We start from the raw sequence: 22,900 nt of genomic DNA on the forward strand, positions 1-22,900 counted from the left end.
AACAACTGGAAGAAGAACTGAGGCAAAGATAATGTCTCTGGTGACGGGTTCATAGATGCCGAGAACCGAATCATTACCCCAGTGGTGTATAAACCTTCCCACCCATTGAAGAGATGTTCACGATTCTACCTGATTGCTGCTTACGCATAGTTGGCAATATCAATTGTGTCAATCGTGCCATTCCAAAAAGGTTTACTTCAAACTGCCTTCTTGCTTCGTCAAGTGATACGTCTTCCACAGCACCGTAAGAACCATAGCCGGCATTATTAATTAAAATATCTATCCTGCCTTCGTTGTTGAGAATAGTAGCTACGGCTTCAACAATTGATTTATCATTGGTTAAGTCAAGCGCGACTACGCCCATTCCTTTTGCTTTCAGGTCATTCATTTCATCCGTTCGTCTTGCCGCTCCATAAACTGTATAGCCTTGTCTATGTAATATGGTTGCTGTTGATTTTCCCATTCCTGAACTTGCTCCTGTGATTAATGCTACCTTTTTCATAAGTTTAAATTTTAAGTGTTTTTAAATTTTGTACACTACAAATTTAAATTTACTTACCAGGCTGAATTAACACAGTAAACGGGATGTATAACACAAATTACGGAATGGAAACAAATAGAAACAAATGCAACAAATTGCAAATTTGTAACCTGCTAAAATTGTAATAGGAGGAAAAGCGCATAAAGAGCTCTTCAATCCAAAAGTTCTAAATTGTCCATCCTACCCGACACTTTAAGGTCGTTCTCTGCAATGAGGCGGCCTTTTTGTTTTTTTTGGTATCCCCTTGACAGCAAGCTACATGTTGCACGCTTTACTTTTTTCGTATAAGTTCAACCACCTGTTCAATCCAATTGGAGTCGTCATTTAAAATAATGTCTGGCCTTATTCCATAATTCTCATATTGCAAAAGTTTTTCACTTCCTTTCATATCCGTTGGATATATCTCAAATTTTCCTCCCGGCAATTTTTCTCTGTTACCATAATTGCTTCCATATGTCAGCATTCCTTTTGTTGTTTGTCCAACAGTAGTGACATTTTTTAGCTTTTTCAACTTCAATGTTAGAATCTCAGCCTGGCTTAAGGTTCCGTTGTTTAATAACACATATAAGTGCCCTTTTCTAACGAATTTTCGCAAAAGCACAAAATATTTCCCCGCTTCTTTCCCCGAGCCACCCTCATTGTTTCTTAAGTCCAAAACGAGATAGGGTGCTTTCAGTGATTCTTTTATGGAGTCATAAAACCTATGCGACTCCTGCATCGTAATATTACCTGCCTGGAACGTTTGTATCAACAAATATTCAATATCATGAGTGATATTTTTTAGTTCAAATTTAGCAGGGGTTTTAGGCAAGTTGACATAATCAACTTGATTCAGTTGTTTGGAATAAATGCTGTGGGAGTAGGATGCATAGAAGTAAGAGTTAACTAAAGATTGATGCTCGTATTTTTCATTGCCTTGAAAAATGAAGTTCTTAAACCGGGGATGTCCATATATTGCCTTATAAAGGTTTGGGCCATACGCGTAAAGATGAACAGCAATTTGTCCCCTCAGCCACCATTTAACGTCACTATCCAGTACAACCCCAAGATATTCTTTGTCGCTGCTTTTAAAAAGACCAATCGAGTAAAACTTGTCATAATGGTAAATCCCCTCTATTGAGTCAGTAGGTTTATGGCTTAATTCAGCCTTTAAGGAATCAATATTGACTTTGCAGGTGGGATAACTTAAAAACTCTTTTGCTGTTAAAAAACTGTCAATGCTCTCTTTTGTTTTGAAATTATTATAATTGGGGAGTTCATAAAATCCCAGGTGATTGTCCCGAAGGGGAAATATAAGCTGCGCCAGATTGTAGAAATAACTGTAGCTATTTGAGTTGGCTATTGTATCAGCAACCAATCGATTATACAAAGCATTATAAAAAACCAGTTTTTCACCCTTGATTTGAGCCTTGTAGGATGGTGTCTTTTGAAGAATGGATTTTAATGCTGCCAGGTCCGTCAAATATTGATTTGTTTGGGCATCTGAAACAACTGTCAAAAGTAAAAAAGATAAGGTTAATACTATTCTCATACCGTTTTAGAAGAAATATTTAGTATATGTGGGAATTAAAATTATTATAAAAAATACAATATTTTTATTACCATAAAGAATATATTCCGGCTTCATTTTACCTGATCCAGATAACTATGCCTCCCGCAATAAAAGTCCTGGTTAAAATAAAGTTGATGCCGGGAACAGGTTGGGTATTCCATTCCCTTAATTTAATCAGGCCGCCCCTGCCATCGGTTTGATTTTTTTTGTTATTATTATACTTTGTAATTCAGTCCTATAATTTATAAACAGAAATCGTGTCGGTAGAGAATCTTATAACATATTTTCACAATTACGTTCCGCTAAATAGCAAGGAGAAGGAAGACTTACGAACTCGCGTGATCGTTAAAAAAATCAAGCGCCGGCAATTTATTCTCCAGGAGCATGATGTTTGCAGGCACTATTCCTTTGTAGTATCTGGTTGTACTAAAATGTATAGCATCGATAAAAACGGAGCCGAACATAATATTCAATTTGCTGCTGAAAACGAATGGATAATGGACATTGGCAGTTTTCATTCCGAAAGAAAAAGCCTCCTTAATATAGAAGCTATTGAACCATCCGTAATTTTACAAATTGATAAACCAACCCTCATTCATCTGTATCAAAATCACCCAAAGTTCTGTAGGATTTTTAGGGTTATCATTGAAAATAAATTCATAGAACTTCAAAACAGGCTGTTACAAAACATTAGCTCCAATGCCGAAGAACGATACCTCTCATTTTTAGAACAATATCCTCATCTCTCCAACAGGTTGCCTAATACCCAGGTAGCATCTTATCTTGGTATTACACCTGAGTTCCTGAGTGTTGTAAGAAAGAATATCGCCCAAAAGTAGTCTACCCTTAAACTATCTTAAGCCTATTTCTTAAATTATCTTATTGGCTGTTGGCCTCCCTTATGGCCAAATTTGCATTATCATTTAATACAAAAGATAATGTCAATGTCAATATTAATAAGTAAGCTCAATTGGCGGTATGCCACCAAACGAATGACCGGGGAGAAAGTTCCGGATCAGAAAATTGAATCAATTTTAGAAGCTATCCGTCTTTCCGCATCTTCTGCAGGGTTACAGCCATATACCATTTATGTAATCAGCAATGCAGCATTGAAAAAGGAAATTTATGAAAAGGCTTGTCATCAACTGCAGGTTATTGAATCTTCACATTTATTGGTTTTTGCCAGTAAAACTAACATTACCGATCAATACATCAGGGAAATTGTAGCCAATACCGCGGGTATTAGAAATATTCCTGTAGAAACATTAGATGGGTATTTCAATATGGTTAAAGGATATAATGATACACTGACCCATGAACAACGTGCCAATGGTGCCGCCCGGCAGACTTATATCGCTTTGGGAACGGCCTTGATTGCATCTGCCTTCGAAGAAGTAGACGCTTCACCCATGGAAGGCTTTAATCCTCTTATGGTAGATGAAATTTTAGGGTTAAAAGAAAAAGAACTGCAAAGCGTAGTATTATTGGCCTTGGGTTATCGCAACAAAGAAGCAGATCTTCTGACCAATGCAAAAAAAGCAAGAAAAACAAGAGACCAGTTGTATGTTGAAATAAAATAGCTTCATATGCAAAAGTCAATGGTATTACTGTTATTATTCCTCTCCACAGGCTATAAAATAACACAGGCACAAAATTTAAAAACTAAAGAAGGTAATAAGATGGAAGTAGAACAAAATAAAAAAGTGGTGATCAAATTCAATAAAGAATTTTTCGAATCGGGCAATACAGCAATTACAAAGGAGTTGTTGGCGGATACATTTGTAAACCATACTGCTCCGCCTAACGCTCCTACAGATGCAAGTGTAATGATCCAATTCATTACCGGTTTTCATAAGGCATTTTCAAATATTTCCGTGCAAATTCACGAAGTATTAGGCGAAGAAAATAAAGTATCACTAAGAAAAACTATTACTGCAACACATACCGGGGAGTTTATGGGAAAAGCTCCCACAGGGAAAAAAGTGGAAATGAATGTAATTGAAATAGATATTTTAAAAGACGGAAAGATAACAGATCATTGGAGCCGGAACGATTTTATGCAGGTAGTTCAAACGCTTTAGAGCCTGATAAAAAATAATTGTAAATTTGTTAAACAAAAGAAAATGGCATAGAAATTTTCCAAATAATTAAAGATAAAAATGGGCATGTTTCGGGACGGCAAGCGTCAACTTTTCCAGGTCCATGCAAGCGTCCATTTTTCATTTAATAGTTAAAAAAGACGAAGGAGTTTATGAAGAATAATCCGGTGCCTGTGGAGTTGTTGAAACAAAGTTGACTGGAATAACTTGCGGGTTGTACAATCCTGCTATCGAAAATAAGATAGTGAGCTGCATTTATCATGTATCTCTCTTTTTTACTCCAGCCCAGGTCCGGATGCCAGGCATCCTAAAATCAGGACTCTAAAGCCCAGCGTTGAACATATCCTTATTTATGAGCGTACAGTTATTACCATACAGTAATTTAATTGAAATCAATAGGCAATCCGCCGTTCCCATTTTTAAGCAGGTAGCGGAAGGTATTGTCTTTCTCATAAGAAATGGGAAATTAAAACCAGGATATCAATTGCCCGCTAGTCGGGACATGGCATCAATGCTGAAAATTAACCGTACAACGGTAGTATCGGCTTATGAAGAACTCCAGGTTGAAGGATGGATCAACGTGATAGAACGAAAGGGAAACTTTGTTGCCCAACAACTCCCGCTGATACAGCCCAGGCCCTTCGGCCCTTTGCCAACTAATGAGCCCAACCAGCAGCAAAATCCAAATTTCTACAAGCAAGTGGCTGCGGGGCCGGTTTCCAAAAAAACATTGAGCCCTCATCACCTGATGATTAATGACGGTTACCCGGATGCGAGGGTAGCACCCCTGGACTCGATTTTTGACCGATACAGGTTCTTATCTAAAAGAGTTCACCTCCATAGTAGGTTATTGAATGACAGTGCTGCCGGAAGTATGTCTTTGAGAACCGAATTAGCCCTTTTCCTTGCTAAAACCAGGGCACTCAATATTGAATCCAGGCATGTGCTGATCACCCATGGGGCACAACTGGCAATCTTTATAGCGGCAAGCTTAATCCTGCGGCCCGGGAGCACGGTCGTCGTCGGTGATTTAAACTACCCTCTTGCCAATAAGCTTTTTGAACAAATGGGGGCGAAACTGATCAGGGTTAAAGTTGATGAAAATGGGATTGACGTTGACGAAATTGAGAACATCTGCAAAAAGTCACCACCTGATCTTCTATACATTATTCCCCACCACCACCACCCCACAACCGTCACCCTAAGTAAAGAAAGAAGGATAAAACTTTTGAATATCATTCGACAGTACCGTCTTCCGGTTATCGAGGACGATTATGATTATGACTTTCATTATGAAAATTCTCCAATACTACCTTTAGCCAGCGCAGACCATAACGGTTATGTGATCTATATTGGTTCTATCTCGAAGACATTAGCACCAACGGTCAGGTTGGGTTACCTGGTTGCAGGGGATGATTTCATATGGCAGGCTTCCATGTTCAAACAAATGGTAGAAATCCGCGGTGACTTGTTATTTGAAGAATCTATAGCCCATCTTTTTAATACCGGAGAGATGCAAAGACATTTACGAAAATCGGTAAAGTTGTATAAAGAACGGCGGGATATTTTCTGCGACATGCTTAATGCCGGTATGGGAGACCTCATTCATTTTAATACGCCGAATGGCGGCATGGCTGTCTGGGCCACGTTCCCCCCGGGGTATTCGATACCTGATCTTGCCAAACGGTTAGCAGGAAAAGGTATCTTCATGAATGATGGTAGCCTGTACAGATATAAAGATGACATCAATGGAATAAGACTCGGATTCGCCTCGCTGAATACAGAAGAAATGCAAAAATTTATCGGGGTACTTAAGGACTGCAGGTGAGTAAGGCCTCCGTCAAAGATATATGGCAGCGGCACCAAAACTATCCAGCTGCCATATACTGGCCGCAACCTGAAAATTTTATGATGACTTTTTCCAATCGTCAAATCTTATTTCCCCCGGGAAAAAATCTCCGGCAGGCACCAACAACGATCTTGGTATCTCGAAGAACATATATTTATTGTCCTCGTTGGCTACTACCTCCTTTTCTTCACGCTTTTCGTCCAGGTATTTTTTCACAAATTCATTCATCGGGCCACGATCAGGACCGGCTATCTCAACGATTCCATTTTTCGGTTCCTCCAGGGCAAACTTAACAACGTAGTTGACCACATCTGTAACGGCGATCGGTTGATAGTCGACGGTTGAAACGTGTACCTCCCTGCCCTCACCCTGAACAGCGATTATCGTCGAAATATGCTCGTGAAATTGTGTCGAACGAATGATTGTATAAGGAATGCCAGATGTTGCAATCGAATCTTCCTGTAGCTTCTTGGCCTGCAAATAACCTATATGTTGAGCAAGGGGAACGCCAACAATAGAAAGTATAAGGTGATGTTTAACATTGGCAACTTTCTCCGCTGCAACCAGGTTTTTGCCCGCGGTACTGAAAAAGTGTAAAGCCGTTTCGCCATCCGGCGATTTGGAGTTGGACAGATCTATCACAATGTCTGTTCCCTCCAGTGCTTCTTCGAGCCCCTTCCCTGTCAGGATATCAACACCCCTGCCTGGTGATCCAACAATTACCTTGTGACCAGCACCCTCCAATTTTTTACATACATCTTTCCCAATGAGGCCGGTACCTCCGATTACTAAAACTTTCATGATTGGACTATTTTTAAAAATACTGAAATATATACCCTTATCAATCTGAATTGCCAGCTTTTAAAACTTGTAGGGACATCTGTGCATGCTACATAAGCCGGCTGTATAACATCCCATCGTCCGAACTGGATTTAATTCTTAACAAAGAAATAGATTAATTAAAATTACCTGGCCATCCAGCATTCATTTTTATGGCAGTCCAGACTCCCGGGTGAAGAAGCATATCTCAGAGCTAGAGTATAGAACCCAGGCATCCCCATTTATCAGATGCTTAATCTTTCGAATTAAAGACTGGTGTAATCCCTGAATCACTTTGTCAATTAAGATGTATATAAATACTGATCGAAGTAAGGTATATTATAGTACGAACCTGTAAGAAGTAGTTGTAAATTTGCTTAACAAGAGAAAATGGCTTATAAATTTTCACAAATAATCACAATAGTAAATTCCTTTTTTTCTACTTTTATTCCGCCTCCTAAATAATCCATCATGCAATCACCCATCCTCGACCAGTTCAATACCACCATCACCACCTGGATAAACTTCCTCCCCCATTACACCTTAGCTCAACTCCACCACTACCCACGCCCCGGCTCCTGGTCTTTAGGCCAGGTATACACTCATATCATAGACGATACCCGCTACCAGGTACAACAAATGAAAGCCGCCTTGTCAACACGAGAAAACGCCGACGAAACAATGCACCCGAACGCTAAAATAATGTTCGAAAATAATAGCTTTCCTGATCTATTAATCGAAGGTCCCGCTACCAACCAAATCATCCCCCAGCCCACCAGCAAACAGGAACTCATGCAGGCATTACTACAAATTCAAAATGAAGTCAACCAAGCCTGGCAATCAATAGATCCATCCACAGCCACCGGCAAATCATTACATCCCGGTTTACACTACTTCAGCGCCCTGGAATGGTTGCAGTTTATGGAAATGCATATGCGCCATCACTTCAGACAAAAGCAGCGCATCGATAATAATGGCCGCTAAAACCCAAATGCCCTTCCAATATCGCACACTGTGTGCCCTTCCCACTATACGGAGGACCGGTTATTATTAAAACTTCCATTGTTTATTGAATTAAATCTCTCTCTTTCAAATAATCAAATATCTGTTTATCCACTTCCGAAATCTTATCCTTGTCACTATGATCCAGCCATCTCACTTCTTCAATCTCCGCTGCTGCCTGCAGCTCTCCTGTATACGCAGCCATGTAACAAGTCATCTTCACCATCACCCCTTCCGGATGCCCATGAGCCGCTGCCTCAAATACCCCCACAAATGCCAGCGATGCCGGATGCAACGCTACACTCAACTCCTCCCTAATCTCCCTGCACAAAGCCTGCGCATCTGTCTCCCCCGCCTCTCTTTTCCCGCCGGGCAGATAATACTTATCCTTACCAATACTCCTCGTAGACAGAATACGCTGATTCCTGATTTCAATCCACGCGAGTTTATCAATTACATGCATACACATTTCATTTTATTCAGGCAATTTCACCTGCTTCAATTGCCCCTCTTTTATAAACAAGGTATCCGCCTCTTTCGCAGACCACACCTTTCCTGAAAATGTTGCATCAAAGTCAGCATTTCCTACACGTGTCACCCTTAGTACCACTGTAGACCCTGAGCCCGGTGCAATATCATCGTTCAACGTCTCCGTACCATGATCTCCATAAGGACCATAATACCTGAAATAAGGTAGCTTTATTTGCTGTCCTGCTGACAATACCGGTTCATCATTATAAGAAATGCCACGAAACGCATATCCAAGCGTAATCACGTAACTTTTTTTACCCGTAGCATTGTAAGTTACAATCGCATTTTTACTGCTATCACTATACCTGATAGTATCTTTGTTAGAAATAAAGAAAGCGGTGGTCTGGGAATAACCTGTATTGACAGGATCGTCTTTTTTACAGGCAACAAAAACTATAAGAAGAAAGGTACAGCGGGTTAATATCTTTTTCATGTTATGATGTTCTATTAGGATACGAATATTTACAACAACCTACAATATAAGCCCAATCATTATACTGAACCTGGGACCTGTCAGCACACCATTTTTCCGCATCGTCATCGTGCCCACTTCATTCCGCTCACGGAAATAATCATCAATCTGGTCAAAGGTGAGGGTACTTTTCTGCTGAATCTGGATCATATATCCCAGTTCGGCACTGACTGACAGCCTGCGCCAGTGTCCACTTGCTTCCAGCAATGGTTGCAGTGCCTTCGCCCTTCTTCTGTACTTCACTTCTACCCTGTCTGTATTATAAGTACTATACGTCGTTTCATCGTAGGTATTGCCCTCATCGTCTGTATACGTATTGGTATGTGATACTATAAACTGGGCCTCCGAATAAAATCCATCGAAGTACAGATCCCGCTGCTTATTATCTATATCGCCTATATGGTTCGATCCCCTCAGTGCATAATAATCCAAACCCGGCTTCAGGGACACTGAACCCAGGTTCAATACATACCGGTACCCCCCGTGAAAATAGAAACCGCCATCACCACCCACATTCTTAAATCCACCAATGCCTAAGACGATATCATTTTTCTCATTCCATATTGACTCATAATCAGCTCCCATTGACCACATCCTGTTGGCAAAGCCATTTTTCGCTGTCCCCTTAAAAACCTCTGATTGCTGTACACCTGTACCTACCGCGACAGACGTATAATTGATATATGCCTGCGTAGCCTGTCCCGGACTCACAGGAAAGATAGATCCGTAGTTGAATGCAAGAATATGATAGTGATCAGGGAACTTTTCCCATACGTAAGATTTCAGTGGTTTCCCTGCATTGTCCTTAGCAGATGCCTGATTACCGGTAAGCGAAATAGGCTGCATACGAGGACTGGTATCTCCCCGCTGGGCAAAACCCCTGAGGCTAACAATCAATAAAATGGGCAACATGAACGTTCGCATACTATAGGTCATGGTATATAGGGTCTGTTAAATCCGCTTACAAAAATGGCTTTTTTTCCGCAGCTCTCACAAAAATTTATTTAACAACTCATACACCCGCAGACTTCCATCCCTATACCCCACCAGAATCCTTCCTTCCCCCAGCAATTTTACTGCACCTACCTCCCCCTCATAATCCTCAATCTCTTCTCCTTCCTGCACAGCTCGTCCCTTCATATTATAGGCTGTCAACTGATTTCCCTCCAGCAATAACTCTCCGAAACAAAGCATCTCGTCCCGCTTTATCAGCAATAGTCTTCCAAATCGTGTAACCGTTAGCAATACATCGTCGTTCAAATAAATCACCTGGTACTCCAGACTATCATCATTCGCAGCCGGGTACTCATTCCTCCCTTCAAACAATGTCTTCTGCATAATCTCAGCCAGCTGCATTCCTCCCGGAAACGAAAATACCTTAATCCCTTCGCCATAATGAGGTGCCGTCACAAACTCCTTCCCCGAAGGTGCAAAGGCACCAAAGATCTCATCATTACATGCTGTCAGTTCACTCAGCTCCATCCCATCAGGTTGAATCCTGATCTTAAACAAACGGGTATCATCCTGCCCCGCCGCCAGGTCCATAAAAACAAGATCCGGCGCACTGGTAGCATGAAAACCATAAGCATATTCCTGGTACCCGTCCAATGTATACTCCTGGATTACGCTGAAATCAACCGTACTCACCAGCATCAGTTTATCTCCTCCGGGTGAAGGCGTTACAAAGAGCGCAACATCCCCTGAAAAATGACAACCCGACCCTAAAAATGAATACCATTCCTCATGAGGAAATGATGCAAGCAAAGTTCCATCTACACTGTAAAACTTTACATGATTGATATCTGAAGTGCAAAACATACTGCTATCCTGCCGTACCGTCACCCTTGGATAAACATAATTGCCGAACGCCATTTCCGGCTCCTTGGTCCAGACGGGCTCCAGGTCATAATTCAGTGCCACTATCTGCGCACTATTACTAAATGTCACGACAATCAGCTCATCATTTACGATAGCTGTTTCAAGAATTTTGAGGCCACTTGAAAAAGAAAACGCTACAGGAAGGTGATATTGTACAAATGAATGCATCATCAAACAATTACGGGTTATGCACAAATATAAACGGAATTTTTCAGAGCGCTCTAACAAAAAAGAAGCTTGTATCAAAGGTAAAATTCCGGGCTCCTAATGGAGAACATTTCTCAATGCCTTCAGATTACTTTTGATACAAGCTCATTATCATAATATCTCTCTCAACCATCCATCCACCTCCTGCGCCAGCCGCAGCGGATTACTTCCCTGGCAATGCGCATCCGCCCCCGTCTCCGCATCCAGCTTCAATAAACTCTTTTTGGCTGATGGAATAGCCGCATGCCATTCCTCCGTTTGCTTTTTCCAGATACTCCCCTCCTGCATCCCTAATACCGACAAAAACGGCACCTGCACAAGAGCCGGATCCACTGCCACTCCTTCCCATCGCTTTCCTAATTCTTCCAGATCTGTAGCACCTGCCTTCCACATCAATACCTGGTGATTTCTAAGCGCTGCCTCCGACTGCACAGTCGTGTCCTTCATTTGCTTGGCCACTCCTGAAAATAATTCGTAAGGACAAGTCAACGCCGGTGTCGCCATCACCGCCGCCAATCTTGGTTCATATGCCGCTGCACGACAGGCAAAATAACCTCCCAGGCTCATGCCCAGCAGCGCAATCTTACCCACACCAAACCGCGCTGTCAATACATCGATCACTGCCCCTATCGGTTGCTCTACTGCTGCCTCCCAATACAATCCCTGTTCCTGCACAATTCCCTGTCCCGGCAAATCAACCAATGCCACCGCATAACCACGCTCCAGGTAATAACGCCCCTGCGATAAAAACCGGTCCTCATGACAGGTATCCGCTCCTCCAATCACCAACACTGTTGGCGCAGCAGGATCACTGGCCGGGTAATAATGCCCGGGCAATACACCACCTCCATAAGGTACTGAAAAACCAATCGCTGTCAACCCCAGCTCCCCCATCGCCTGGTCAAAAAGCCCCTGGCTGTTTCTAAACAAACCAAGAAACCGTTCTCCCGGTGCTACAAACTGCCACGCGGAGCGATAACACGCAAATGCCTTCAACCGTGCTTCTCCGGCTGCCCGTACAAGCCCTCTCTGCTGCCATTTCTCCGCCTGCGCATGCAGGATCTCCCCCTGCCTTTCAAAGGCATCCGCCCAGGAATCCGCATCTCCATCCTTAATCCGGGCAGCCACATAAAATGCCTCCCCGGCAGACAATCCACCTGCCGGCCCCCAGCCAAGCGCACCCAGGAAAAACAGGTCCATATTAGGATCTGAAAAACGATAACGCTGACTCAATCGCTGAGTCGAATAATCCTCATTTGCCATAACTATTTTTTAAAACGTTCTATTGCTTCCTGGATACCTGCCGCCGTCTCCGGCACCAGCCAGTTCAATCCCCGTGTTATTTTTGACTGCACACTTTCTACATAAGGACGGTAAGCTTTATTATACTTTGCAAATGCAAGCGTATAATCTTCATTTTCCTGCAATGCTTTCGCCAGAGCAGCCGCCCCTTCCATTGCCAGGCTCGTTCCCATGCCTGTCGGAAAACTCGCAGTATGCGCCGCATCTCCTACCAGTGCCACACGTCCCTTTGTCCATGACGGCATATGAACCTGGCACACCTCATCAAAATATAAATTGTCTGAACCCAGCATCGCATCCAGGATCTCTGGAATCTTCCAGGCACTGTTTGCAAAATTTTCTTTCAGGATCTGCTTGTGCTGTGCATCATTTTTATAGTCATAATCCAGCTTTTCCGATCTGAATACGAGCAATGCATTCACCGCTTTCCTAAATGGATACAAGGCCGCCATCTTACCCGGTTCATGGTATATAACAGCGCCCTTACCGGGCTGGATGGCGGGTGCCTCCACAATGGCAAAGTAAGCACCGAAGAACCTGGAGTAGTTTTCCTCCGGACCAAATACTAATCTGCGCACAGCCGAATGTGTGCCATCTGCTCCAAATACAAAATCAAAATTGCTGGTCTCCCCTGTCCTGAATGTCACCTCCACCCTATCCTCATATTGCAGCAACTGCTCAATCCTGTTTTGAAAGATAAACGTCACTTCTCCCGCAGGAATGTTCTCAAACAAGATGTCCGCCAGGTCATCCCTGTGAATTTCTATATCCCCCTTATACTCCGCCTGCGTATTGATATTGAAGCTGACAAGGGTCTCATTTTGCGCATTCACCATCTCATCCGTATGCAGGAATTCTTTCGCTTTTATCTTATCCAGGATGCCCATTTCCGCCGCCACATCCAATGCACTGCCCCGCACATCAATCGGTGATCCTCCCCGCCTTAATCCTTTTGATAGTTCTACGACAGTTACTGTATACCCATTCCGGTTCAGCCAGTATGCCAGCGAAAGACCAGCTATGCTCGCTCCCGATATCAAAACCTGCTTTTTCATGTGTTCCATTTTTGGTTACACCACAAAATTGATTGTATCTTTAGAAATAAAATAGCTCATAAACTATTAAAAATAGTCGTAAAACATATGGAAGCAACAAAAGACAAACCGGATTTCCTCCATTTTATTGATAAAATAGGATATGATGTCGGGAAAGGAATGCTCCAAAACGTCAACTTACACTATCATAAAAGCTTCGACTTCTTCCCTGAACTCGTGATGTTCTTTGCCTCCTACACCGTGAACAAAACATTCAAACGGAAAACAGTAGCGCCCATTCACATCAAAGACAGCATCTGCTTTTTCTTTAAAAATGTATTTGAAGATGAACAGACAAGTCCTGCAAAACGGATGGAAAACCCTGCCATCCGGGCCTTTCCATCTACCTATTCTTACACCAGCACGTTCAAAAAAGATCCCCGCCGCGTACAGATAGTCGCTGTTATTATCAGTGCCGAATACCTGAAAAGCTTTCTTAAAAACGATACTGAAAAGTTTCAATACCTATTTGACACCAGCTACGATTTCCTCATCGAAGAAATCATGACCGACGACATTGTCCGCAGCATCAATGATATTGTCAAAAAAGAAGAACCCCATCACCTCCCCGATTTCCACTACAAACTAAAAGCCATGGAACTCCTCTTCCACCTTTTTAAAAGCCTGAGCAAACGCGAAAAATCTATACATCAGCAACTCAGCCACAAAGACATCAGCTCCATTTTCAAAGTACGGGACAAAATCCTCTCCTCCCTCAGTCAGCCCAGTAGCATAAATGAGTTAAAACAGATCGCTGGCATGAATGAATTAAAAATGCGGAAGATCTTCACACAGGTCTTTGGTATGGGCATCTACGATTACTACCAGTATTTCAGGATGCAGGAAGCCGCCCGCCTGCTTCGTGAAGAAAAACACTCAGTGTCAGAAGTGGGTTACCAATTAGGCTTCGAAAACCTCAGCCACTTCTCGAGAACTTTCGAAAAATACATCGGTAAAAAGCCTAAAAAATATAGCACCGAACGATAATCTGGAAATTACCCAACCAAAATCAGCAAATAGTTAAACCGGTTTAGCAAATTCTTTTATACCTTTCCTGCTGCTTATACCACTTAAATATGAAAAAACTGGTTTTTCTATTGTTGACTGCATTACAGTCAGCTACCATGTATGCGCAGGTCACCAGGGTTCCCAACGGGATCATTGTCACTGCCCGGGGCCACCAGGTCGGCCTCTTTGCCACAAATGCTGCTTTTTGCCTGAGCCTGAATGATTCGGCTGCTCCACGCGCCCTCAAAAGTATTTTTATAGAGAACCATACATCCTCGTCCTACACCCTGGTTTCAAAACCACCTTTGTACGGCATTCAGACGGCTTACGGTACCTTAATGATCAACGCGAATACCGGCAGCTGGTCACTCTATGATCCTGCCAATAAAGCCCTGATCCAGGATGGTACCTATGCCTTCACCGACTCATCTACGACCATCGCTTACCCCGCTGCCGGTACTTACTACGGCTCCGGCAATATCATTTCCAAAAGCCTGGAAAAAGAACAGTCTGGCTCCGCTGTCAGCAATGGCCTGGCTGGTATTCCCTACCTCTGGAATACTGGAGGGTACAGCGCTTTTGGAGTATCAGTCAACGACGATGCACCTGCCACCTGGAATAATGCCAATCAACAACTGAGCTGGCAATACAGGGCAAAGGCAGCCAACCTATACCTCTGGCCTGCCAGCACCATTTACGCTGGTGCCAATGGCTATGTAAAGCTCACAGGTAAGCCCAAACTCCCTCCCAGGTGGGCATTCGGCTACCTCCAAAGCCAGTGGGGATGGGAAGACAGCACCTATATCGCCAATGTGCTCAGCAAGTTCCGCTCACACAAATTGCCTGTAGATGCCTTCATCTTTGACTTTGAATGGTACACCACCACCCCCGATTACACGGTAGCCAAAGCAGGTAAGGAAGGCTACAGCGATTTCAACTTCAATCCTACACTCTTCCCGCATCCTGCAAAGCAGATAGCCGACTTCAAAAAAGCAGGCGTAAAATTCATCGGCATCCGCAAACCCAGGTTAGGCAATAATCTCCTGCTGGATACCGCCAGGCAAAACGGCTGGCTGAGTCATCCGGAATCCGAAAGCCGGGACCTGAACTTCAGCAATGCAAAACTCCGCCAATGGTTTGAAAACAAAACAAAACCTATGCTGCAGGCAGGTGTCGATGCCTGGTGGGATGATGAAGGGGAATCTTATTATACCTGCTATTATTGGTGGAATACCGCCCAATTTCACCTCTTAAATGAGGTCCGGCCCAATTACCGTCATTTTACGATTAACAGGGCATTCAGCCCCGGCAATCAGCGTTTTGGCTACTGTACCTGGAATGGCGATATCCAGTCCTCCTGGGAATCACTGGCAGATGTGCCTAAAGACCTGCTGAACTTCAGTCTGGCCGGCATGTATTACGGTGCATGCGATATCGGAGGCTTCCATGGCACCCCTGAAAAGGAAACCCTGGTACGCTGGTTCCAGGCAGGCGTTTTCTTCCCTATCATGCGTGCTCATTCTGATCTTGGTACGACTGCCCGCTTCCCCTTCCTCTGGGGTGAAGATGGGGAAGCCGCCATGCGCAAAGCACTGGAGCTGAGATACCAGCTCCTACCCTATACTTACAGCCTGGGACATGAAGCATACAATACCGGTGCACCCATCATGCGCCCCCTGGTGATGGAATATCCTGCTGATACCACCACTGCAAATATGACGGATGAATGGCTGCTGGGTAAAGGCATTTTAGCGGCTCCACTGCTCAATGCCGGTGGCAAACGCAGTGTATATTTACCCGAAGATACCTGGTACGATTTCTTTAGCGGCGAAGCAATTCGTGGTCCCAAAACCATCGCTGTCCGGAAGCAACTGGATGAGATCCCCGTGTATGTACGCGCAGGTACCATATTGCCACTGGGCCCTGTGGTACAATACACTGAACAGACCAGCACCACGCCGCTCGAAATACATATCTACCCGGGCAAAAACGGAAGTTTTAAAATGGTAGAAGATGATGGTACCTCTTATAACTATACTAAAGGAAATACCCGGACAACTACCTTTGCCTGGGATGATGCCACTAAAACGCTTAGCTGGAAAGTAAGCGGTACTTATTCCGGTAAAAATACCTACAAAGCGATCAAAGCCGTATTGGGTAAAGCAGAAAAAAGTGCAGTAATTGGAAAGGACGGACGTGTTAGCTTTTAATTAAAGGGGGAGGTCGAAGCAAAAGTAAAATTATCTCTTTTGCTTCTTTTCCTCCCCCACCATGAGTTTCTCCTCCTTTTTTCTCCAGGCTACACTTTTTACCATCCAGGCTAATTTTTATTTCCCGGCTTTCCGGACCTTTACATCATGAAAGCGACACCTCCTATCATATACAAAAGTATCTCCGGGTTCATGCGTGACCTGGATATGCCCAAACCACTGCATCCCCTGGTAGCATTGGTAAATTATGATCATGAAAAAGGAAGCCGCAACCTGGTGGGCGTGAAGTTCATGATCGATTTCTATAAGATCTCTTTTAAGAAAGATTTCAGCGGAAAAATAAAATATGGCCAGGGCTATTACGACTTTGAAGAAGGCGGCATGGCCTTCCTGGCTCCAAACCAGGTCGTCACGATGTCTGCCGAGGAAAGTTGCCTCGACGGTTATACCCTGTTCTTCCATGCCGACCTGATCCGAAACTATGCATTAGGTCAGCGTATCCAGCAATACGGCTTCTTTTCTTACGCGGTGACAGAAGCCCTGTTCCTCTCTGAAAAAGAGAAAAAAGTAATCGCAGGACTGTTTGAGAACATCGCTGATGAATTGAATAACAACACAGATATCTTCAGCCAGGACGTGCTGGTCTCCCAGATTGAACTCTTACTCAATTATAGTAATCGTTTTTATAACAGGCAATTCATTACACGAAAAGCACTGCATCATGATGTGATCACACAGATGAATGCCTACCTCGAAGCACGTTTTGCTGACCAGCAGGGAGGTATACCCAGCGTACCGGAAGTAGCACATCACCTGCAGGTATCACCCCGGTATTTGTCTGATATGCTCCGCTCCCTGACAGGACAAAACGCCCAGCAACATATCCATGACAGGCTGATTGAAAGAGCAAAAACAGTCTTAAGTACGACCAACTTAACCGTAGCTGAAATTGCTTACCAGCTGGGTTTCGAGCATCCGCAGTCTTTCAACAAACTGTTTAAGCGCCATACCAATTTATCTCCAACCATCTTCAGAAAGTCGTTTAACTAACAACATCATACATGAAACAAAATGAAATGAAAGCTGTCCGGCTCCACGAGTTCGGAGGGCCAGAAGTATTGCTATATGAGAACGCACCTGTTCCCACTTTGCAGGCAGGTGAAATACTGGTAAAGGTACATGCTATCGGCATCAATCCGCCGGACTGGTACCTGCGTGAGGGCTATAAAATGCTTCCTCCTGAATGGAGACCAAACATCCCCTTCCCTATTATTCCGGGTACCGATCTTTCGGGGGTCATTACAGCGGTTGCACCTGGTGTAACAGGTTTCGCTGTTGGCGATGAAGTGTTTAGTATGGTACAGTTTCCCAGCATAGGCGACAGTGCTGCTTATGCGGAATATGTATCAGGTCCTGCCACGCACTTTGCACACAAACCTGCCGGCATTAGTCATATACAGGCTGCAGCAGTACCCATGGCCGGACTCACTGCATGGCAGTTTTTAATAGAACTGGGGCATGATGTACAGAATCCCCTGCAGCCACATAAACATCAACCCGTACCCCTGGCTGGCAAAAGAGTGTTGATCAATGGTGCCGCTGGCGGTGTCGGTCACCTGGCCCTGCAACTCGCTAAATGGAAAGGAGCCTATGTAATAGCTGTTGCCTCCGGCAGACATGAAAGCTTCCTGAGAGAACTGGGTGCCGATGAGTTTATTGATTATACCAAACAGGCCCCTGAAGATGTAGTGCGCGATGTGGACCTGGTACTCGATACCCTGGGTGGCCCTACGACGGGGCGTTTCCTCAAAGTGCTGAAAAAAGGAGGGGCTTTATTCCCCGTGTTCCTGGGTTTCTCCGACAGCGAAGAAGCTGAAAAACTGGGCATCAGCGTTTCTATGACCCAGGTCCGTTCCAACGGCCCACAGTTGGAAGAAATCGGGAAACTCCTTGCATCCGGCATCATCCGGGTAGCCATTGATAGCACTTTTCCCCTTTCAGCAGCCTCAAAAGCACACGAAAGAGCTGCGCATGGACATATACAGGGAAAAATGGTCCTGAACGTCTTATAAAGCCATTATTTGCCAAATGACAAATATTCACACCTTTGACCAGACTACCTTCGTCACATCATCAAAAAAAGAAAATAATGTCGAAGACAGTTTTGGTCACAGGTGCCTCTTCCGGGATAGGGAAAGCCACCGCTCTTTACCTCGCTCAAAATGGCTATAATGTATATGGTGCCGCACGCCGCATGGAAATGCTGCAGGCCTTGCAGCAATACGGCGTAAAACCCCTGGCCCTGGATGTCACCAAAGATGAAAGCATCCTGGCCTGTGTAGCCGCAATTGGTAAAATAGATATTCTCGTAAACAGTGCAGGCCTGGGTTCTTATGGTGCACTCGAAGATGTACCTATGTCGGAAGCCAAAAACCAGCTGGAAATAAACCTGTTTGGCGTAGCGAGATTGATCCAGTTAGCATTGCCACAGATGCGGGAACAGCACTACGGCAAGATCGTCAATATCTCTTCCATAGGGGGTAAAGTCGGCCTGCCAATGGGCACCTGGTACCATGCAGGAAAATTTGCGCTGGAAGGTCTGAGCGATTCACTCCGCAATGAAGTGAGACAATTTGGGATAGATGTAATCGTGATAGAACCAGGTGGCACAAAGTCTGAAATGATCGCTATAGGTGCCAGGGATATGATGCGGGTGTCTGGTCACACAGTATATAAAGGACTCGCTGCCAGCCTGGATAAAATGTATAGCGACATGGAGAAGAATGCTGTCGAACCCATTGTGATTGCACGGCTGATCAAAAAAGGAATTGAAGCGAAACATCCAAAAACAAGGTATATTGGAGGCGCAATGGCAAAGCCAATGCTTTTGCTTCGAAAATTACTCTCTGATAAAATGTTTGACAAAATGCTGATGAGTCAAATGAAATAGCCGGATTATGGAGCAACTTATCAATTACCTTTTACATTTCGGGCAACTGAATCAACAACAGATTGAGCTGATCAAAAGCAGGGCTGTAACCAGGACCACGAAGAAGGATGCATATTATCATGAGGCAGGGAGAATACCCCGGGAGATCATTTTCTTGACAGCCGGCATCATGCGGGTTTGCTACTATAACAATAAGGGCGATGAAATCACGAAGTACTTCATCGGCGAGAATAATTTTATCGCAGATATCAATAGCTACAACCAGCACACCCCATCTACCGAATACATACAGGCCATTACTGATTGCGAATACATCGTATTTTCCAAAGCGGACATGGAAGAACTGTCTATGACCATTATTCCATGGGATACTATTATTGCTAAAATCACGGCAAAGAGCCTGGCGGAAAAAGTGAACAGGATTAGTCCGATGATGACGGAAGATGCGACGGAGCGCTACCTGATGTTCCTGCGGAACTTCCCGGCATTGGCGAACAGGATTCCCTTATCCTACCTGGCTTCTTACCTGGGCATTACCCAATCATCGCTGAGCAGGATCAGGAGAAAGATCCGTTAATAATTAGGGAAAAGATCTGTTAAGGATCATTTCACCACTACTTCCCTTTCCTTGTCTACCAGGTGTTCATCTCCCTGTTCAAGTGATTTCAGGATGGCATTTTCGAAATGGAGGATGTTGTTGATTTCATACCAGTTCCGCATCCAGATGTGCTCCTTGTAATATAAATTTTCATGCACTACCTGGTTGCTGTCGGTAAAGGTGCTTTCTTTATAAGGCTTGCCGTATAGGGCAATGACAGCTTCTTTGGTCATACCGGGTTTTACGCGGTCCGTGGTAAATTTAGACTGCTTTTGTACAGTACAGCTACAGGTAAATACTGTCAGAGCGAACAGCAGGGAAAACAATATCTTATTCATAACGGGAAGGTAATCAATTTTCTGAATCAAAAAACTCCGTCATCATTGGGTCGTGTTGCTGGTTGGATTTATTGCCGGGTTTTCAGCTGATGAGCTTCAATAAAGGTTCTTGGGATTAATACTTCCAAACTACAACATTCCCTGATGGCCGGGTAAGCGATATTCATATGGTTGACCTGGCACCACTAAAGTAATGATTTCCACCTTCATCCTCAAACTCCTCAACATCCGGTAAGCCCGCATCCAGCATCAATTTTCTATACGCCTCCGCGCCAAGAGATCTTGACAAGTTTCCTGTCATTACATCTGTCCATTCCACCTTTTCAAGCGGTGCCGTAAATAATAATTTCCCACCTGGCAGCAAGGCCTTCCCCATTTTACTGATCAATACCTGCTGACTTTCCTCAGCCAGCAAAAATATCAATCCAATAGCGATGATGCCATCAAAGGAACGATTAAAAAACACTGATTGTTCCGCTGCCTCAACTGCAACATGAACATCCGGGAAATGTGTACGTACCATGGCCACCATATTAGGCGAAGCATCTACCGCATATACCTTCAAACCTGCTTCCAGCAGGATTTTCGTAACAGGAATGCCAGTACCGCAACCCATATCCATAACAGTTGCCTCCCGGGGAAATGATTCCGCCCAGGCACGCACTACAGCAGTACCGATGCTTCCTCTCGCCTGGAGATATAATTTGCTGATAGCATCGTAACCGTTTGAAAGATCATGCATATATTCAATCAGGTGTTAATTGTTAAAAGATCATGCATATACTCAATCAAGTGTTAATGGTCAAAAGATCATGCATACGCCCAGGTGTTAGTTGTCAAACAACTTCAGTTTATCCACCTCATCCCCCCACTTCATTTCCATCTCTACCTGCGCAATCAGGGTCCGTACCTGCGATAAAAAATGTGCCGGGAACAAAGCATCTATCACCTCCTGCTCCGATTTATTCATCAACAAGCCTTCTTTAAAATCCTTATCATAAGGGTCTGCACTCCATTCCTGCTGCAAGGTAGCAAAATCAGCACCGCCCTTCATCAGGTAATCCGCCGCCAAAGCCTCCCGCATCCCATCATTCGGCATCGGCCCGGTTTCAATTTTTATCACAAAACTACAGGTCTCAAAAGCCATTGTCAATGAAGCAAAATATTTCACGCCCTCATCTCCCTGCGGAATCTTAAAGATGGTTTTCAGCATAGGCATATCATTGATCCGGATCAGGTCTACCTGCACCAATCCACCATTCGCACCCGCTACCATATGCCTGTAAAAATTCCGGAGCAACTTCACATTCTTCATTGTAGGAAGATCCGGGGGGATATTGAAAAAGTTGACCGAGATGGCCATAGTTTGTTCCGGGTGCAACCATTGCATAACACCAGGTTCACTTCTAAGCAGGTTCCAACCAAAGTTTGGCACAGTAACAGAACGTACGCTTACTTTTTTCTTCTTAAAAAATGAGAACATTATTTTCCTTGCCGTTTTTGTAAATATATGCCGGCTATGGGGATAAACCAATACCTTTTGCAAGAGCCTTATTGGTGGGTAGTTGAAATTCAATTTAAACTATAACAACAGCTCTTACAAAAAGTATTGGTGTAGGATCCGATCAATCTATCACGATACTCCCTATCCCCTTCTCCAGCGCCGTCTCTTTCAGGCCGGGCACCTTCAATCCCTCTGCACGAAAAACAGTCAGATCCGAAAAGCATTGGCTGAAGACCCGATCAATCTATCACGATACTCCCTATCCCCTTCTCCAGCGCGGTCTCTTTCAGGCCGGGCACCTTCAATCCCTCTGCACGAAAAACAGTCAGATCCGTCATACCCAGAAACCCTAAAAACGCCTTCAGGTATGGTGCTACAAAATCATTCTGCATCCCCGGCCCTTCTGAATATACACCACCCGAAGACATGCCTACATACACTTTCTTTCCGGTAACCATTCCTACCGGCCCATGTTCGCCATAGCCGAAGGTAATCCCAGCCCGGGTTACATGATCTATCCATGATTTCAGAGAAGTATGGATCGTATAGTTGTACAAAGGGGCACCAATCACAATGATATCTGCCGCCATCAGTTGTTTTACCGCATCGTCCGAGTAGCGCAATGCCTCTTTTGCCGATGGGGTCAGCTGCTCTCCGGGTGTAAACATCGACTGTAGTACGGTGGGGTTCAGATGCGGGATTTCCTGTTCCACCAGGTTCACCTCTTCCACGGTACTGCCCGGGTATTTCTCTATCACCTTTTCTACGATGGCTTTGCTCAGTTTGGTGCTGTAAGATGTATTTCCCTGTAAACTTGAAATTAAATGAAGAATACGTTTCATAAATTACTACATTTTAAGACAGCAAAAGTATTTGCAGTAACTATGCAAAAATGAGTACTTACCTAAAAGTAAGTGCTTACATGTAGGAAAGTCTTTAATTTTGC

At 44.0% G+C, this 22,900-nt stretch carries 24 protein-coding genes; 11 read left to right on the forward strand and 13 right to left on the reverse strand.

The genetic code is table 11. The features are described 5' to 3' along the window. Nucleotides 1–73: 73 nt before the first annotated feature. Entirely contained in the window at nucleotides 74–502 is a 429-nt protein-coding gene (locus DXN04_RS29935; protein ID WP_199415172.1) for an SDR family NAD(P)-dependent oxidoreductase, read from the reverse strand. A 310-nt stretch (nucleotides 503–812) separates the two neighbouring features. Further along, nucleotides 813–2,072, reverse strand: a complete 1,260-nt coding sequence (locus DXN04_RS29940; protein ID WP_116857107.1) for a S41 family peptidase — start codon at nucleotides 2,070–2,072, stop codon at nucleotides 813–815. Nucleotides 2,073–2,350: 278 nt separating this feature from the next. On the opposite strand from DXN04_RS29940, the gene DXN04_RS29945 reads away from it, so the two are divergent. The 4 genes from DXN04_RS29945 (at nucleotide 2,351) to DXN04_RS29960 (ending at nucleotide 6,020) form a co-directional block, all read left to right on the forward strand. After that, the gene (locus DXN04_RS29945) at nucleotides 2,351–2,932 is read left to right on the forward strand and encodes a Crp/Fnr family transcriptional regulator (protein ID WP_116857108.1); all 582 of its coding nucleotides are present in this window, start codon (nucleotides 2,351–2,353) and stop codon (nucleotides 2,930–2,932) included. Between the two features lie 105 nt (nucleotides 2,933–3,037). Continuing rightward, complete coding sequence (locus DXN04_RS29950) at nucleotides 3,038–3,673, forward strand: NAD(P)H-dependent oxidoreductase (RefSeq protein WP_116857109.1); 636 nt, start codon at nucleotides 3,038–3,040, stop codon at nucleotides 3,671–3,673. A gap of 6 nt (nucleotides 3,674–3,679) precedes the next feature. After that, complete coding sequence (locus DXN04_RS29955; RefSeq protein WP_116857110.1) at nucleotides 3,680–4,174, forward strand: ester cyclase; 495 nt, start codon at nucleotides 3,680–3,682, stop codon at nucleotides 4,172–4,174. A 370-nt stretch (nucleotides 4,175–4,544) separates the two neighbouring features. Next, complete coding sequence (locus tag DXN04_RS29960; RefSeq protein ID WP_116857111.1) at nucleotides 4,545–6,020, forward strand: aminotransferase-like domain-containing protein; 1,476 nt, start codon at nucleotides 4,545–4,547, stop codon at nucleotides 6,018–6,020. A 78-nt stretch (nucleotides 6,021–6,098) separates the two neighbouring features. On the opposite strand, the gene DXN04_RS29965 is transcribed toward DXN04_RS29960, so the two are convergent. Next, nucleotides 6,099–6,842: an SDR family oxidoreductase gene (locus tag DXN04_RS29965; RefSeq protein WP_116857112.1), complete on the reverse strand. Its 744-nt coding sequence runs from the start codon at nucleotides 6,840–6,842 to the stop codon at nucleotides 6,099–6,101. Nucleotides 6,843–7,331: 489 nt separating this feature from the next. On the opposite strand from DXN04_RS29965, the gene DXN04_RS29970 reads away from it, so the two are divergent. Further along, the gene (locus tag DXN04_RS29970) at nucleotides 7,332–7,844 is read left to right on the forward strand and encodes a DinB family protein (RefSeq protein WP_116857113.1); all 513 of its coding nucleotides are present in this window, start codon (nucleotides 7,332–7,334) and stop codon (nucleotides 7,842–7,844) included. 82 nt (nucleotides 7,845–7,926) lie between these two features. On the opposite strand, the gene DXN04_RS29980 is transcribed toward DXN04_RS29970, so the two are convergent. From DXN04_RS29980 to DXN04_RS30005, 6 genes are all read right to left on the reverse strand, one after another. After that, entirely contained in the window at nucleotides 7,927–8,325 is a 399-nt protein-coding gene (locus tag DXN04_RS29980; protein WP_116857114.1) for an NUDIX hydrolase, read from the reverse strand. Between the two features lie 12 nt (nucleotides 8,326–8,337). Beyond that, a complete protein-coding gene (locus tag DXN04_RS29985; RefSeq protein WP_116857115.1) occupies nucleotides 8,338–8,826 on the reverse strand; it encodes a hypothetical protein in 489 nt (162 codons plus the stop codon). A gap of 39 nt (nucleotides 8,827–8,865) precedes the next feature. Beyond that, nucleotides 8,866–9,789 (reverse strand): hypothetical protein, encoded by a 924-nt coding sequence (locus tag DXN04_RS29990; RefSeq protein ID WP_147320101.1) that lies wholly within the window; start codon nucleotides 9,787–9,789, stop codon nucleotides 8,866–8,868. A 66-nt stretch (nucleotides 9,790–9,855) separates the two neighbouring features. After that, on the reverse strand, nucleotides 9,856–10,914 hold the full coding sequence (locus tag DXN04_RS29995; protein WP_116857117.1) for a hypothetical protein: 1,059 nt from the start codon (nucleotides 10,912–10,914) through the stop codon (nucleotides 9,856–9,858). 147 nt (nucleotides 10,915–11,061) lie between these two features. Beyond that, nucleotides 11,062–12,213 carry an alpha/beta hydrolase family protein gene (locus DXN04_RS30000; RefSeq protein WP_116857118.1) on the reverse strand — a complete coding sequence of 384 codons (1,152 nt, stop codon included), beginning with the start codon at nucleotides 12,211–12,213 and terminating at the stop codon, nucleotides 11,062–11,064. 2 nt (nucleotides 12,214–12,215) lie between these two features. Continuing rightward, the gene (locus tag DXN04_RS30005; protein ID WP_116857258.1) at nucleotides 12,216–13,307 is read right to left on the reverse strand and encodes an FAD-dependent monooxygenase; all 1,092 of its coding nucleotides are present in this window, start codon (nucleotides 13,305–13,307) and stop codon (nucleotides 12,216–12,218) included. Between the two features lie 87 nt (nucleotides 13,308–13,394). On the opposite strand from DXN04_RS30005, the gene DXN04_RS30010 reads away from it, so the two are divergent. The 6 genes from DXN04_RS30010 (at nucleotide 13,395) to DXN04_RS30035 (ending at nucleotide 20,091) form a co-directional block, all read left to right on the forward strand. Next, nucleotides 13,395–14,333: a helix-turn-helix transcriptional regulator gene (locus DXN04_RS30010; protein ID WP_116857119.1), complete on the forward strand. Its 939-nt coding sequence runs from the start codon at nucleotides 13,395–13,397 to the stop codon at nucleotides 14,331–14,333. A gap of 89 nt (nucleotides 14,334–14,422) precedes the next feature. Next, entirely contained in the window at nucleotides 14,423–16,564 is a 2,142-nt protein-coding gene (locus DXN04_RS30015; protein WP_116857120.1) for a glycoside hydrolase family 31 protein, read from the forward strand. A gap of 147 nt (nucleotides 16,565–16,711) precedes the next feature. Further along, nucleotides 16,712–17,614 (forward strand): helix-turn-helix domain-containing protein, encoded by a 903-nt coding sequence (locus DXN04_RS30020; protein WP_116857121.1) that lies wholly within the window; start codon nucleotides 16,712–16,714, stop codon nucleotides 17,612–17,614. 11 nt (nucleotides 17,615–17,625) lie between these two features. Then, complete coding sequence (locus DXN04_RS30025; RefSeq protein ID WP_116857122.1) at nucleotides 17,626–18,636, forward strand: NADP-dependent oxidoreductase; 1,011 nt, start codon at nucleotides 17,626–17,628, stop codon at nucleotides 18,634–18,636. Between the two features lie 77 nt (nucleotides 18,637–18,713). Beyond that, complete coding sequence (locus DXN04_RS30030) at nucleotides 18,714–19,514, forward strand: oxidoreductase (protein WP_116857123.1); 801 nt, start codon at nucleotides 18,714–18,716, stop codon at nucleotides 19,512–19,514. A 7-nt stretch (nucleotides 19,515–19,521) separates the two neighbouring features. Beyond that, nucleotides 19,522–20,091: a Crp/Fnr family transcriptional regulator gene (locus tag DXN04_RS30035; RefSeq protein ID WP_116857124.1), complete on the forward strand. Its 570-nt coding sequence runs from the start codon at nucleotides 19,522–19,524 to the stop codon at nucleotides 20,089–20,091. Nucleotides 20,092–20,117: 26 nt separating this feature from the next. Here the strand turns inward: DXN04_RS30035 and DXN04_RS30040 are convergent, their stop codons facing one another. The 4 genes from DXN04_RS30040 to DXN04_RS30060 all read right to left on the reverse strand — a co-directional run bounded on the left by DXN04_RS30040 (nucleotide 20,118) and on the right by DXN04_RS30060 (nucleotide 22,796). Continuing rightward, nucleotides 20,118–20,450, reverse strand: a complete 333-nt coding sequence (locus DXN04_RS30040; RefSeq protein ID WP_116857125.1) for a hypothetical protein — start codon at nucleotides 20,448–20,450, stop codon at nucleotides 20,118–20,120. Between the two features lie 163 nt (nucleotides 20,451–20,613). Continuing rightward, on the reverse strand, nucleotides 20,614–21,192 hold the full coding sequence (locus DXN04_RS30045) for a class I SAM-dependent methyltransferase (RefSeq protein WP_116857126.1): 579 nt from the start codon (nucleotides 21,190–21,192) through the stop codon (nucleotides 20,614–20,616). An 87-nt stretch (nucleotides 21,193–21,279) separates the two neighbouring features. After that, on the reverse strand, nucleotides 21,280–21,933 hold the full coding sequence (locus DXN04_RS30050) for a hypothetical protein (protein WP_116857127.1): 654 nt from the start codon (nucleotides 21,931–21,933) through the stop codon (nucleotides 21,280–21,282). 260 nt (nucleotides 21,934–22,193) lie between these two features. Continuing rightward, nucleotides 22,194–22,796, reverse strand: a complete 603-nt coding sequence (locus DXN04_RS30060; protein ID WP_116857128.1) for an FMN-dependent NADH-azoreductase — start codon at nucleotides 22,794–22,796, stop codon at nucleotides 22,194–22,196. Nucleotides 22,797–22,900 lie beyond the last annotated feature (104 nt).

The sequence above is a fragment of the Chitinophaga silvisoli genome, from assembly GCF_003412465.1.
Lineage (GTDB): Bacteria > Bacteroidota > Bacteroidia > Chitinophagales > Chitinophagaceae > Chitinophaga > Chitinophaga silvisoli.